Source organism: Collinsella sp. i05-0019-G5 (genome assembly GCF_042851345.1).
Taxonomy (GTDB): Bacteria; Actinomycetota; Coriobacteriia; order Coriobacteriales; family Coriobacteriaceae; genus Collinsella.
The window spans coordinates 2,475,047-2,488,097 of the sequence record NZ_AP031421.1 but is presented as its reverse complement, the minus strand read 5'-3'; the positions used below and the strand labels follow the sequence as shown (position 1 = coordinate 2,488,097).

At 59.9% G+C, this 13,051-nt stretch carries 11 protein-coding genes; 10 read left to right on the top strand and 1 reads right to left on the bottom strand.

Annotated features, from left to right (window positions below; genetic code table 11):
- Positions 1-4 precede the first annotated feature (4 nt).
- From hpt to ACGHIZ_RS11435, 6 genes are all read left to right on the top strand, one after another.
- Positions 5-553, top strand: a complete 549-nt coding sequence (gene hpt, locus ACGHIZ_RS11460) for a hypoxanthine phosphoribosyltransferase (protein ID WP_022093938.1) — start codon at positions 5-7, stop codon at positions 551-553.
- A 61-nt stretch (positions 554-614) separates the two neighbouring features.
- Positions 615-2,690, top strand: a complete 2,076-nt coding sequence (ftsH, locus tag ACGHIZ_RS11455) for an ATP-dependent zinc metalloprotease FtsH (protein WP_390448189.1) — start codon at positions 615-617, stop codon at positions 2,688-2,690.
- Between the two features lie 128 nt (positions 2,691-2,818).
- The gene (locus ACGHIZ_RS11450; protein ID WP_390446657.1) at positions 2,819-3,874 is read left to right on the top strand and encodes an IS1595 family transposase; all 1,056 of its coding nucleotides are present in this window, start codon (positions 2,819-2,821) and stop codon (positions 3,872-3,874) included.
- A gap of 47 nt (positions 3,875-3,921) precedes the next feature.
- Positions 3,922-4,137 (top strand): type II toxin-antitoxin system RelB/DinJ family antitoxin, encoded by a 216-nt coding sequence (locus ACGHIZ_RS11445; protein WP_390446660.1) that lies wholly within the window; start codon positions 3,922-3,924, stop codon positions 4,135-4,137.
- Between the two features lie 207 nt (positions 4,138-4,344).
- Positions 4,345-5,529, top strand: coding sequence for a pyridoxal phosphate-dependent aminotransferase (locus tag ACGHIZ_RS11440; RefSeq protein WP_390448186.1), 1,185 nt, complete (start codon positions 4,345-4,347; stop codon positions 5,527-5,529).
- A gap of 165 nt (positions 5,530-5,694) precedes the next feature.
- A complete protein-coding gene (locus tag ACGHIZ_RS11435; RefSeq protein WP_055286222.1) occupies positions 5,695-6,516 on the top strand; it encodes a phosphatase in 822 nt (273 codons plus the stop codon).
- A gap of 79 nt (positions 6,517-6,595) precedes the next feature.
- On the opposite strand, the gene rlmD is transcribed toward ACGHIZ_RS11435, so the two are convergent.
- Complete coding sequence (gene rlmD, locus ACGHIZ_RS11430) at positions 6,596-8,044, bottom strand: 23S rRNA (uracil(1939)-C(5))-methyltransferase RlmD (RefSeq protein ID WP_390448183.1); 1,449 nt, start codon at positions 8,042-8,044, stop codon at positions 6,596-6,598.
- A 349-nt stretch (positions 8,045-8,393) separates the two neighbouring features.
- Here rlmD and ACGHIZ_RS11425 point away from each other — a divergent pair, with 349 nt between their 5' ends.
- From ACGHIZ_RS11425 to ACGHIZ_RS11410, 4 genes are all read left to right on the top strand, one after another.
- Complete coding sequence (locus ACGHIZ_RS11425) at positions 8,394-9,254, top strand: transporter substrate-binding domain-containing protein (RefSeq protein ID WP_390448180.1); 861 nt, start codon at positions 8,394-8,396, stop codon at positions 9,252-9,254.
- The gene (locus ACGHIZ_RS11420; protein WP_390448177.1) at positions 9,254-9,907 is read left to right on the top strand and encodes an amino acid ABC transporter permease; all 654 of its coding nucleotides are present in this window, start codon (positions 9,254-9,256) and stop codon (positions 9,905-9,907) included. The genes ACGHIZ_RS11425 and ACGHIZ_RS11420 overlap by 1 nt, the downstream gene beginning before the upstream one ends.
- On the top strand, positions 9,900-10,664 hold the full coding sequence (locus ACGHIZ_RS11415) for an amino acid ABC transporter ATP-binding protein (RefSeq protein ID WP_390448174.1): 765 nt from the start codon (positions 9,900-9,902) through the stop codon (positions 10,662-10,664). The genes ACGHIZ_RS11420 and ACGHIZ_RS11415 overlap by 8 nt, the downstream gene beginning before the upstream one ends.
- A 310-nt stretch (positions 10,665-10,974) precedes the next feature.
- The gene (locus tag ACGHIZ_RS11410; protein ID WP_390448171.1) at positions 10,975-13,050 is read left to right on the top strand and encodes an elongation factor G; all 2,076 of its coding nucleotides are present in this window, start codon (positions 10,975-10,977) and stop codon (positions 13,048-13,050) included.
- Position 13,051 lies beyond the last annotated feature (1 nt).

The following is a 13,051-nucleotide window of genomic DNA, read 5'->3' as shown; positions in this document are numbered from 1 at the left end:
TGTCATGGCTTCTCAACATCCGGATATCGAGAAGGTTCTGTTCACGCAGGAGGATATCGACGGTATCGTCTCTCGCCTGGGCGAGGAGATTACGCGCGACTACGCGGGTAAGGATCTGGTGCTGATTGCGGTCCTGCGCGGCGCCGTGGTCTTTATGGGCGACCTGATGCGTAAGATCGAGCTGCCGACCAACATCGATTTCATGGCTGTTTCGAGCTACGGCGACGGTGTGAAGTCCTCGGGTATCGTGCGTATCATTAAGGACCTGGATATCGACATCCGCGGTCGCGACGTGCTGATCGTCGAGGACATTCTGGACTCGGGCCTGACGCTCAAGTATCTGATGAAGAACCTCGAGAGCCGCAAGCCCGCTTCTCTGGAGGTCGCCGCCTTCCTGTGGAAGGACGTTGAGGACCGCGTCTCGGCCATCACGCCCAAGTATGTTGGAACCCATTGCCCCGATGCCTTTGTGGTGGGCTACGGCCTCGACTATGCCGAGCGCTATCGCAACCTTCCGTATCTGGGCATTTTGAAACCGGAGGTTTATTCGTAAGATGCCCGACGACCGTAACGACAACAATTCCCAGACTCCCCGGGACCCAAAGATCCCGGGGATGCCCGGAGGCAAGAAGCCCACGCGTACGGGCTGGCTGTATTTTATTTTGGCTTGCGCGCTTCTGGGCTACGCCTTCTTTAACATGGGCTCCGGCTTTGCCAATTCCAGCAATACCGTTAAGCTCGCGACGAGCGAGATGGTCAGCGCCATCAAGCAGGATCGCGTCGAAGATCTGACCTATACGGTTCAAGATGGAAGCGTGACGGGTCATTACTGGAAGACAAAAAAGGACAAGGGCGATACGAGCGAGCTCAAGAGCTTCTCTTCGACCTATGTCGGCTCCGATTCGCTTGCCGAGCTCATGGCGGAGCACCCCGATACCAAGTACATCGTCAACACCAACGATCCCGATTTTTGGGGCGACTTGGCGATGAGTGTGCTTCCGACGATCGCCCTTATCGCCATCATGTTCTACTTTATGCGCCAGATGATGGGCGCCAACAACAGGAACATGCAGTTTGGCAAGACCAACGCCAAGACCAACGAGGCCACACGCCCCAAGGTCAAGTTTGAAGACGTTGCCGGCGTGGACGAGGCAGTCGAGGAGCTCGAGGAGATCCGTGACTTTTTGAGCGATCCGGATCGCTATCGCAAGCTGGGCGCCAAGATCCCGCGTGGCGTGTTGCTGGTTGGCCCTCCGGGCACCGGTAAAACGCTGCTGGCCAAGGCCGTTGCCGGCGAGGCGGGCGTGCCGTTCTTTAGCATCTCGGGTTCCGACTTTGTCGAGATGTTCGTAGGTGTCGGCGCCAGCCGTGTGCGTGACCTCTTTAAGGAGGCCAAGTCCCAGGCCCCGTCGATCATCTTCATCGATGAGATCGATGCCGTGGGACGTCAGCGCGGAGCCGGCTTGGGCGGCGGCCACGACGAGCGCGAGCAGACGCTCAACCAGCTGCTGGTCGAGATGGACGGTTTTGAGGAGAGCGAGTCGGTCATCCTGATCGCCGCCACCAACCGCCCCGACATTCTGGATCCGGCGCTGCTGCGTCCCGGCCGTTTTGACCGTCAGGTTACGGTCGACCGTCCGGACGTGAAGGGCCGCGAGCAGATTTTGCGCGTGCATGCCGAGAACAAGCCGATGGACGAGGACGTTAAGTTTGAGAAGCTCGCCCAGATGACCGTTGGCTTTACTGGTGCCGATTTAGCGAACCTGCTCAACGAGTCTGCGCTGCTGGCCGCTCGCCGTCATCGTTCCGTGATCTCGATGGACGAGGTCGAGGAGTCGATGGAGCGCGTGATTGCCGGACCGCAACGCAAGGGTCGCGTGATGACCGAGGCCGAGCGCACCACGATTGCCTATCACGAGAGCGGTCACGCCCTGGTGGGCCACATCCTGGAGCACTCCGATCCGGTTCACAAGATTTCGATCGTCAGCCGAGGTCAGGCTCTGGGCTACACACTGCAGCTTCCGCAGGAGGACCACTTCCTCAAGACCAAGAACGAGATGCTCGACGAGCTTGCCGTGTTCTTGGGCGGTCGCGTTGCCGAGGAGCTCATGTGCGATGATATTACGTCGGGCGCGAGCAACGATCTGGAGCGCGCAACCAAGATGGCGCGCGAGATGGTCACGCGCCTGGGCATGAGCGAGGAGCTGGGCACTCAGGTCTTTGGCGAGGCACAGCATCAGGTATTCCTGGGCCGCGACTATGCCGATCATCAGGATTACTCCGAGGAGACGGCGCGCCGCATCGATATCGAGGTTCAGCGCATCATGCGCGAAGCCCATCGTCGTGCGGTCGAGATTTTGGATGCCCGTCGCGATCAGCTCGATCTGATGGCGAAGGTGCTGCTTGAGCGCGAGACCGTCGAAGGCGACGCCGTGAACGCCCTGCTCGACAACGAGTGGAATGCCTACCTTGAGCGCGAGGGCGATATCCTGGCGGCCAAGGAGGAGCGCAATGCCAAGGCGGCCGGCATGCCGACCAAGAAGCGCGCGCCTCGAATGAGCGAGGAGGAGCTGGCGGCTGATGCCGCGGCCTTTGCGCAGGCGGCCATGCAGGAGGATGCCGAAGCCGCATCCGATGATGCTGACGATGACCATGCCGTCGTCGATGCCGACACCGACGCCGACAAATAGTCTTTGTGGCGAAAGCCTCCGCGGGGAAACCTGCGGAGGCTTTTTCTTTGGCTCTGTTAGACCAAGGTTGACATAAAAACGATGTCACCGCGAGGCGGTACCCTTCAATTAACGTCGAAGGAGCGCCCATGGATGCAGACGACCTGGTCATCACCCTCAAGAAGAGCCTGGCGAAGCTCAGCAGGACCGAGCGCCGTAAAGCCGTCGAGTTGGTCGGGGACGTCGTCCGCGCCGCCATGTTCGACGATGCGGCGGGAGATGGCTATGAGGTAGAGCGCTGCCCCCGTTGCGGCTCGGTCGCTATCGTCAAGAAGGGCAAGTCCAGGAACGGCGAGCAGCGCTACCTCTGCCGCGACTGCGGCAGGACGTTCTCCGGCTCCACCGACCGGATCCTCGGCACGAGCAAGTTGCCCCGCGAGACCTGGATGGCCTATGCCGAGTGCTTCGCCCTCATGCTCCCTCTCCGCGAGTGCGCCGGCCGCTGCGGTGTCTGCCTCAAGACCGCCTACACCATGCGCCACAGGCTCATTGAGTGCCTGAAGGAATACTCGCCCACGTTCCATGTGGGGCAGGGGCAGGCTTGCGAGCTCGACGAGACGTACTTCCCCGAGTCCTTCAAGGGCAACCATTCAAAAGGCTCCTTCACCCTGCCGAGAAAGGCTCGCCACCGCGGCAAGCAGGTCCACAGGCGCGGCCTCTCCCGCGAGCAGATCTGCGTCATGACGGGCGTTAGCGACACGGACGCCACCTTCTTCGAGGTCTCGGGCCGCGGCGTTGTCTCGCGCAAGCGTGCGGCGGAGGCCCTTCGCGACCGCATCGGCGCGGGCGCGGTCGTCGCCACGGACAAGGCGACCGCGTACATCGACGTGCTGCGCGACCTGAAGGTCGCCTCGCATGAATCCTATGATTCCAAGGACCGCTCGGAGGGCACCATCAACCGCATCAACGCCGTCCATTCGCTCCTCGGCTCGTTCATGGCCCGCTTCAAGGGAGTGTCCACCAAGCACTTGGGAGCCTACCTCGACTGGTTCCGCTGGTGCCGCACCTTCATGGCGGCGGGTTCGCGCGCGGCGGAGTCCACGGTCGCCCGCCAGCTCGCCAACGGCTCCTGCTCGACCCGCGTCCGCGACATGTTCGGCCTCGAGCCTCCCCTCATGGACTACTGGGACGGGCGGGCGGCCTAGCGAATTAAAATGGTGGCCACGGAGCAGCGACCGCGGAAGGAGCGGCAATGACATCGAACGTCCCGGCCACCACGATAAGAATCGATCCCGAGGTCAAAAGGGAGGCCGCAGCCGTGCTCGACGAGCTCGGGCTCTCCATGTCGGGCGCCATGAACATATTCCTCAGGGCGGTGATCCGCGAGGGCGGCCTGCCCTTCGACGTCAGGCTGGGATCTGAGGGGAAGGCTGACGGGGAGGGCGGGGACCGCGATGGACGGGGGTAGCCCGATTATTTTCCGGTTCGACGAACAGCCGATCGTGTCAAATTTGGTCTAACAGAGCCTTTTCTTTTGAGCGATATGGGGCCGTCTGTTGATTGGGGACAGACTTAAATGAGCGTTTTCACGCATTTAAGTCTGTCCCCAATCAACATTGCTGCGACACTTTGCTCGGCTAAAGCGTACAATAGCGCCTATGCGAAAGGGGAACAGATGATCAACGAAACTATGTATGCTCGCGGTGCGGAAAGCTCCATCATCCGTGAGATTTTTAGCTATGGCCTTGAGCGCAAGGCGCAGATCGGTGCGGAAAACGTATTCGATTTTTCGCTGGGCAATCCGAGCGTTCCGGCACCCGCTGCTGTGGCGGAGTCCATTAAGAAGGCCCTGGAGCTGCCGAGCGACCAGCTGCACGGCTACACGCCCGCACCGGGCCTGCCGCAATGTCGTGCCGCTGTGGCCGAATCGCTCAACCGCCGCTTTGGCACGAGCTATGAGGGCAAAGACGTCTTTATGACGGTGGGTGCCGCGGCTTCGCTCACCTGCGCGCTCAACGCCGTTACGAATCCGGGCGACGAGGTTATTGTTATCGCCCCGTACTTTCCGGAGTATCGCGTTTGGATTGAGAAGGCCGGCTGTACGTGTGTTGAGGCGCTCGCCGATGAAGATACGTTCCAGCTGAGCGTGGACAACGTGCTCAAGGCGATTACCGATAAGACGACTGCCGTTATCATCGACTCGCCCAACAATCCGACTGGTGCCGTATATACACGCGACACGCTGACGCGACTGGCCAATGCTCTGCGCGAGGCCAACGCTCAGCGCGATCCCGAGAATCCGATCATGCTCATCTCGGATGAGCCGTACCGCGAGATCGTGTACGGTGCCGAGGTGCCTTGGGTTCCTTCGATCTACGAGCACACCGTCGTGTGCTACTCGTATTCCAAGTCGCTGTCGCTACCGGGCGAGCGCGTGGGCTGGATCTTGGTTCCCAACACCAATCCGCAGGCTGCCCGTCTGATGCCGGCTGTTGCGGGTGCTGCCCGTACGCTGGGTTTTGTATGCGCACCGGCACTCTTCCAGCGCGTGATCATCGATTGCATCGATGAGCCGAGTGACGTTGAGGCCTATGCACGCAACCGCACGGCGCTCACCGATGCTTTGACGGACTACGGCTATACCTATGTTGAGCCGGACGGTGCTTTCTACCTGTGGGTGAAGGCACTCGAGCCCGATGCGAATGCGTTTTGCGAGCGCGCAAAGAAGTATGAGTTGCTTGCGGTTCCCTCGGACAGCTTTGGTATGCCGGGTTGGTTCCGCCTGGGCTATTGCGTGAGCTACGAAACGATTGTCAATTCGCTACCCGCTTGGAAACAGTTGGCGGACGAGTATCGTTAAAAGTAAAGCGCTCTGCCTACAATGTTTTACGTGAAACGGGGTTTGGTGTTAAGCCGGACCCCGTTGTCATGGACGTTGTGTCTTTGGGATGGAGTGGTTTTACGACTATCGAAGGCTATGCGTACAATGAATATAAGCGACGGCCGTGCCAGATAAGGAGACCTGATGCCCTACCTGCTTTCTTGTGACATTCATACCCATACGATGTTCTCTGCGCATGCATATTCGACCATTGAGGAGAATGTGTACTGGGCGGCAGAGCGTGGTCTGCAGGTGCTCGGATCTGCCGACCATTTGAGCTCTATGGTTACGGCTTGCCCCAATGACCTGCGCAGTTACCAGTTCTTTATCAACCAGGATATCTGGCCGCGCATTTGGAGCGGCGTGCTGGTGCTGCGTGGTGCCGAGGCCGATATCGTTTCGCTGGACGGAAGCCTGTTTGGCGAGGACACCCCTGTCACGCTCGATATCGCCGGCGATTCGTACAGCCGTCAGCATTCACTGTTCGATTTGGTTACGCGTAATTTGGATTATTTGGTTGCAAGCGTGCATAATCCGCAGATTGCTGAGGGCGCGACGCTGGCCCAGACGACCGAGATGTATATCAATGCCCTGGAGCACCCCAAGGTGTTCATGCTGGGTCACACGGGGCGTTCGGGCGTGCCGTTCGATATCGACGAGGTGCTGTTGGCAGCTAAGGCCAAGCACAAGATTATTGAGATCAACAACCATAGTCTTGAACACGGTGTCGACACTGAGCATTGGGCCGTATGCCGCAAGATTGCCGAGCGCTGCGCCGAGCTGGGCGTGGGCATTGGCGTTTCGACCGATGCGCACATTGGCATGGCAATTGGTAAGCTCGATTACGCTCGCAAGATGCTCGACGAGATTCACTTCCCGTTGGATCTGATCGTGACGCGCGATCGCGAGACGCTGCTGCGCGAGATGGCGGCAGCCGGCGTGTGTGATCTGCGCAATGGGATGTAGCGGAATTTATAAACCAAGCGAAGGGGGGCGGCCCAGACGGGTCGCCCCCCTTCTTGTCCCAAAAATCTACTGAGGTTGGTTAGCGGCGTTCGAGGACCGCTACGGTTTCGGTGTGGTCGGTGTGAGGGAACATGTCGACGGGCGTGATCTTGAGCAGTCGGTAGCCTCCGTCGAGGAGCTGATGCAGGTCGCGCTCTTGAGTTACGGGGTTGCAGCTGATATAGGTGATGCGGCGCGGCTTAAGCGCGCAGGCAGCTTCGAGGAACTCGGGGGTAGAGCCGGCGCGCGGCGGATCGATGGAAAGGACATCGATCCGCTCGTTGTTATCGGCGGCGTCCAGGATGTAATCGGTGGCGTCGTCGGCCATAAACCAAGCGCTGCGGGTGAGGCCGTTGAGCTTGGCATTGCGACGTGCGTCGGCAATGCCCGCCGGGTTGCGCTCCACGCCAAGCAGCATAATGCCGATACCCTTGTTCTGGGCATCTTTAGCTGCGCAAAGACCGATGGTACCGCTGCCACAGTAGGCATCCATGAGCACATCGCCCTGGTGCAAATCCATGCCGTCGATAGCGAGCTGATAGAGCAGCTCGGTCTGTTGCGGGTTGGTCTGATAAAACGCGGTGGGGGAGATGTCGAATTCGCAGCCGAGCAGCTGGTCGCGCATGCACTCGGCGCCATATACAATGCGGGTTTCCTCGCCGAGGATGGCGTTGCCGGGACGTCCGTTGATGTTTTGGGCGACGGTGACGATGTGCGGATTGAGTGCGGCGACAGCCTCAAAGAACTCCTGCGCATGCGGCAAGTCGCGCTGAGCGGTCACGAGCGTGACCATGACCTGGTCGGTACGCCAACCGCAGCGGACGACGGCATAGCGAAGTAAACCAAGATGCTTGTCCTCATTAAAGGCGGGAATATGCAGCCGCTCAGCTTCGCGTGCGATGCCGTTGAGAATCTGACGGGCACCCGGTGCCTCGACAGGACACTCGGGTACGGCAACGATCTTGTGCGTGCCGCGCTCAAAGAAACCGCAACGGACAGCACCCTCCTTGCCGGGAGCAAAGGGAGTGGCAGCCTTATGACGAAAGCCACGCGGCGCGGGATATTTACCCGGGTCGCCCAGGGTGACGCCCATACCACGAATGGGGTCGACGCTAATACCCTCGTGCTCGCAAAGAGCAGCAAAAAGCTCCTCCATAGCAGCCTGCTTGGTCGCCAACTGCTTCTTATAAGGACGATTGAGCGCCGTACACCCACCGCAAGCTTTCATGATCGAACAAGGAGACTTGGGATCAACGGCCTTGCGCGCAGACGGAACCGGATTCTTATACGGGCGCTTGGAGCGAGTCTGAGATGCCTTATCCTCGCTCCGACGAGAGCCGGGACGCTTGGCCTTAGCCTTGCCCTTGGCCGACTTACCCTTCGCGTCCTGAGACGACTTGGATTTCTGAGAAGATTTTTTCTCCTCTGACCCCTCAGCCGCCTCGATCAAAGCACGACGAGCCTTACGCTCCGCACGAGATTCTGCCATGAATTAACCCCACTAATTTACAAATTGAAAGCTGAAAGCATTGTACCGTGCCAAGCTAGCGGACGATATACAAGCGCCTATTTCATGTCAGTGATAAGTCCAACGATGTTTGCCCGGCGTGGGCGGGAAGCGGCGCGTAATTAAGTTTATCGCGAGTTCCGCACGCAAAGGAAAGCACTTAATGTGCTTTCCGTCTTGCGCAGGACTGTAGAGCAGGAAACTTAATTACGCGCCGCTCCCCGCCCACGCCGGGCAAACCCTCCCTTGTACTCCATCTCACTAAAGTGTATGATTCTGGACGTTACACGAATCACTTTACTTAACTAAAGTGCCACCAAGGGGGAATACCATGAATACCGATATGTCTCGTCGTCAGTTTGTTGGTCTAGCCGGTTCGCTCGCCACGGTGCTTGGCCTTGGTCTTGTCGGCTGCGGCGGTGGCGCCGGCAAGGGCTCCGCTGCTGGCTCTGCCGCGGCCAAGGACGTGAAGGGCGCTGCGGAGTCCAAGAAGCTCGTGGTGGGCTTTGATAAGTCCTATCCTCCGTACGGCTTTGTGGGCGACGACGGCGAGTACACCGGCTTTGATCTCGATCTGGCCAAGGCTGTTGCCGACAAGCAGGGCTGGGAGGTCAAATACGAGGCCATCGACTGGGATGCCAAGGATACGCTGCTCAACTCTGGTGCCATCAACTGCATCTGGAACGGCTTTACCATGGAGGGTCGCGAGGACGACTACACGTTCTCCGAGCCGTACATGCTCAACGAGCAGGTGCTGGTGGTAAAGAAGGATGCAGACATCAAGAGCTGGGACGATCTTGCCGGCAAGACCGTGATTACCCAGACCGATTCCGCTGCGCAGGATGTGCTCGAGGGTGACCAGAAGGATCTGGCGGCGACGTTTGCCACGCTTGACACGATCGGCGAGTACAACACGGCCTTTATGCAGCTCGAGAGCGGCGCGGTCGATGCCGTGGCTTGCGACCTTTCGATTGCCCAGTATCAGCTTGCCGCCAAGCCCGATGCTTATACGCAGCTTGATGAGCCGCTGTCCAGCGAGCACTACGCCGTCGGCTTTAAGAAGGGCGACACCAAGTCGGCCGACGCCGTGACCGAGTCGCTCAAGGCACTCTACGATGACGGTACGGTTAAGGATCTCTGCGACAAGTATTCAAGCTATGGTCTATCTTTCGATAATTGGGTGCTCAAGTAATGTCTATTCAGGTCATGATGCAGATGCTTAGCCAGGGTTTCTTGGTCAGTTTGCAGTTGTTTGTGCTGACGCTGTTGGGGTCGATTCCGCTGGGAATTCCCGTGGCGTTTATGCGCATGAGCAAAATCGCGCCGCTTCGCTGGATTGCGCGCATCTACATTTCGGTCATGCGCGGTACGCCGCTCATGCTGCAGATGTTTGCCATCTACTTTGCCCCGTACTACGTGTTTGGCATTTCGCTCACGCCCGATTCCAAGTGGACGGCGTGCGTCGTGGCGTTCATCATCAACTACGCCGGTTACTTTGCCGAGATCTATCGCTCGGGCTTGCAGTCCATTCCGCGCGGTCAATACGAGGCTGCCGAGGTGCTGGGCTATTCGCGCGTGCAGACGTTTCTGTATATCGTGATGCCGCAGGTCGCCAAGCGTATTCTGCCGGCGATGGGCAACGAGATTATCACGCTGGTCAAGGACACGTCGCTGGCGTTTGCCATTGGCGTGGGTGAGATGTTCTCGACGGCCAAGGCGCTGGTCGCCTCGCAGGTGAGCATGGTGCCGTTTGCGATCGCGGCGCTGATCTACTGGGTCTTTAACTTTGTGGTCGAGATGCTGCTGGGCGCCGCCGAAAAGAAGCTGGACTATTATCATGACTAACTCAGTGATGAAAATCGAAAACGCGCGCAAGGCGTTTGGCGGCAATGAGGTGCTCAAGGATATCTCGCTTGAGGTGAAGCGTGGCGAGGTCGTGGCGATTATCGGGCCTTCGGGCGGCGGCAAGTCCACGCTGCTGCGGTGTGCCACGCTGCTCGAGACACTCGACGGAGGCTCGCTCTCGTTTGGCGACCTTACCGTTGCGACGGATGCGGGTTCGGGCGCGGTCTATGCGAAGGGCGATGTGCCCAAGCAGGCGCGCTCGCGATTCGGTCTGGTGTTCCAAAATTACAACCTGTTCCCGCACTATACCGTGATGAAAAACATCATCGACGCGCCGATCCGCGTGCTTAAGCGCCCGCGCGAGCAGGCGGAAGCCCGCGCTCACGAGCTGATTGCGCAAATGGGGCTGACGGGCAACGAGAACAAGGTGCCGTGTGAGCTTTCGGGTGGCCAGCAACAGCGTGTGAGTATCGCCCGCGCCTTGGCGCTCGATCCGGAGATCCTGTTCTTTGACGAGCCGACCTCGGCACTCGATCCCGAGCTGACGGCCGAGGTGCTGCGTGTCATTAAAGACCTTGCCGCGCAGAATATGACGATGGTGATTGTGACCCACGCAATGCAGTTTGCGCGCGATGTTGCCGACCGCGTGGTCTTTATGGATGGCGGCCGCATTGTCGAGGAGGGGCCTGCCGAGCAGGTCATCGACCATCCGCGCGAGCAGCGCACGCGTGAGTTCTTGAGCCGTATCGAGGGGTAGGCTCAGGTATTTACTCAACTATTAATTGAGGCGAAGCCGCCGCAGGTCTTACGGTCTGTGGCGGCTTTTTGTTTGCATCGACGGAGTTCAATAATCGCCTCACAAGTTTGTCTCTTCCTCTCGCCGCCTGTATTCATACGTGCGCCGAAAGGTGTGCATGGACAGCCGCCCGTGAGGGTAGGGTGGTGGCATAGGACATTTGGAGGGTGAGTCGGCTCGGTTGCCGACCATGCTGCTCCCGGGATGGCACCGACCGCGAACTCTCCCCGTTGGCGTCGCGCATTGCGCGCGGCCCTGCAAGGAGGTCATCATGGGTGCTCCCAAGACCGGTAACGTAAGGAACGTGGTGCTCGTAGGCCAAGGCGGGGTGGGCAAGACTTCACTCGCCGAAGCCATGCTCCACCTTTCCGGCAAGACCGCCCGCCTGGGCGGCCACGACGGCACCAAGCCTACGCTCGACTATGACCCTGAAGAGGTCAAGCGTTCATTCTCCATCTCGACGACCATTGCGCCAATCGACTGGAAGGGCGCGCGCATCAATGTGCTCGATGCCCCGTGCTACCCCGATTTTATCGGCGACGCCTTTGCCGCGATGAGCGTCTGCGAGACGGCTCTGTTTGTGGTCGACGCCGAGGCCGGCCCGCAGCCTACGACGGTTAAGCTCTGGTATGCCGCCGAGGACCTGCGCCTGGCGCGTGCGGTGTTCGTAAACCGCCTGTCGCGCTCCGAGGCCAGCTTTGCGACCACCATGGACCTGCTGCAGGAGCGCTTTGGTACGCGCCTGGGCGCCGTGACCCTTCCCTGGGGCGAGGGCGAGGACTTTGACGGCATCATCGACCTGGTGCGCATGAAGGCGCGCCACTGCAACGGCGCCGAGGCCGTTGAGTCGGAGATTCCCGAGGAGTATCGTGCCCAGGCCGAGGAGGCCCATGACCGTCTGTGCGAGCTGGTGGCCGAGGCTGACGACGAACTGATGATGAAGTACTTGGAAGGCGAGGAGACGCTGACGCAGGAGGAGCTTGAAGGCCTGCTGTCGAAGGCGATCGCCGAGCGTATCTTTGTGCCGGTCTTTGCGGGCGATTGCATTAAGGAGCAGGGCGTCAACTCGCTGATGGACGATATCGCCACGTACTTCCCGGCGCCGACGGACTACGGCGAGATGCCGCTCATCGACGGCGATTCGCTTAAGATCTCGAGTGACGATGACCGCCCGGTGGCGTTTGTGTTTAAGACCTTGGCCGATCCGCAACAGGGTCGCATCAGCTTTATCAAGGTGCTGACGGGTACGCTTGAGCCTGGCCTTGAGCTGGTCAATGCGCGCACGCGCAAGGGTGAGCGTCTGGCCCACCTGTATGTGATGTGCGGCCGTGACATGACCGAGGTCGGCCACGCTTATGCCGGCGACATTATCGTGGCGCCCAAGCTGGCGGCCGAGACGGGCGATACACTCTCGATTACCGGCAAGGTCGAGGCTGCGGCGTTTAAGTTCCCCAACTCGCAGTACCGCATCGCCATTGAGGCCGAGAATCGCGGCGACGAAGAGAAGCTCTACACGTTTATCGAGAAGGCCTGCAAGGCCGATCCGACCATGAGCATCGATCGCGACGAGGAGACCGGCCAGACCATCATTTCGGCGGTGGGCGAGGCACAGGTTTCGGTCCTGCTCAATCGCCTTGAGGACCGCACCAAGGTCGTGGCCAAAAGCGTGCCGATCCGCATTCCGTATCGCGAGACCATTCGCCGCACGGCAAGTGCCCAGGGTCGCCATAAGAAGCAGACTGGCGGTGCCGGTCAGTATGGCGACTGCTGGCTGCGCGTTGAGCCACTCATTGGGCCCGACGGCACGAGCGATGGCTATGAGTTTGTGGACGAGGTCGTAGGCGGCCGTATTCCGCGCTCGCTGATTCCCGCCGTGGACAAGGGCGTCCAGGAGACCATGAAGGACGGCATTATTGCCGGCTACCCGCTTACGGGCATTCGTGTGGCTGTGTACGACGGCTCGTATCACAGCGTCGACTCCAACGAGATGGCGTTCCGCGCGGCGGCTCGCATCGGCCTGCGCAAGGCATGCGCCGATGCCGACCCGGTGGTGCTGGAGCCCATCGAGGAAATCACGGTGACTATCCCCGAGAGCTACGCCGGCGCCGTGATGGGCGACATCTCGGCATCGCGCGGTCGCGTGACGGGCATGGAGACCGATGAGCGCGGCGACACCGTGGTCATCGCCCAGGCACCTCTCGCCGAGCTGACGGATTACTCGACGCGCCTGCGCTCTATCACGCGCGGCACGGGTGACTTTACCATGAAGCCCGCTGGCTACGAGCAGGTTCCCTACGATGTTCAGGCCAAGCTGGTCGAGCGCTATGAGGAGGGCCGCGCCAAGTAGC

Coding starts and splice junctions, on each gene's coding strand:
- ACGHIZ_RS11415 (WP_390448174.1), top strand. CDS start 9,900: ATGACTAACTCAGTGATGAAAATCGAAAACGCGCGCAAGGCGTTTGGC.
- rlmD (WP_390448183.1), bottom strand. CDS start 8,044: ATGGCAGAATCTCGTGCGGAGCGTAAGGCTCGTCGTGCTTTGATCGAG.
- ACGHIZ_RS11410 (WP_390448171.1), top strand. CDS start 10,975: ATGGGTGCTCCCAAGACCGGTAACGTAAGGAACGTGGTGCTCGTAGGC.
- ACGHIZ_RS11445 (WP_390446660.1), top strand. CDS start 3,922: ATGACATCGAACGTCCCGGCCACCACGATAAGAATCGATCCCGAGGTC.
- ACGHIZ_RS11440 (WP_390448186.1), top strand. CDS start 4,345: ATGATCAACGAAACTATGTATGCTCGCGGTGCGGAAAGCTCCATCATC.
- hpt (WP_022093938.1), top strand. CDS start 5: ATGGCTTCTCAACATCCGGATATCGAGAAGGTTCTGTTCACGCAGGAG.
- ACGHIZ_RS11450 (WP_390446657.1), top strand. CDS start 2,819: ATGGATGCAGACGACCTGGTCATCACCCTCAAGAAGAGCCTGGCGAAG.
- ftsH (WP_390448189.1), top strand. CDS start 615: ATGCCCGGAGGCAAGAAGCCCACGCGTACGGGCTGGCTGTATTTTATT.
- ACGHIZ_RS11435 (WP_055286222.1), top strand. CDS start 5,695: ATGCCCTACCTGCTTTCTTGTGACATTCATACCCATACGATGTTCTCT.
- ACGHIZ_RS11425 (WP_390448180.1), top strand. CDS start 8,394: ATGAATACCGATATGTCTCGTCGTCAGTTTGTTGGTCTAGCCGGTTCG.
- ACGHIZ_RS11420 (WP_390448177.1), top strand. CDS start 9,254: ATGTCTATTCAGGTCATGATGCAGATGCTTAGCCAGGGTTTCTTGGTC.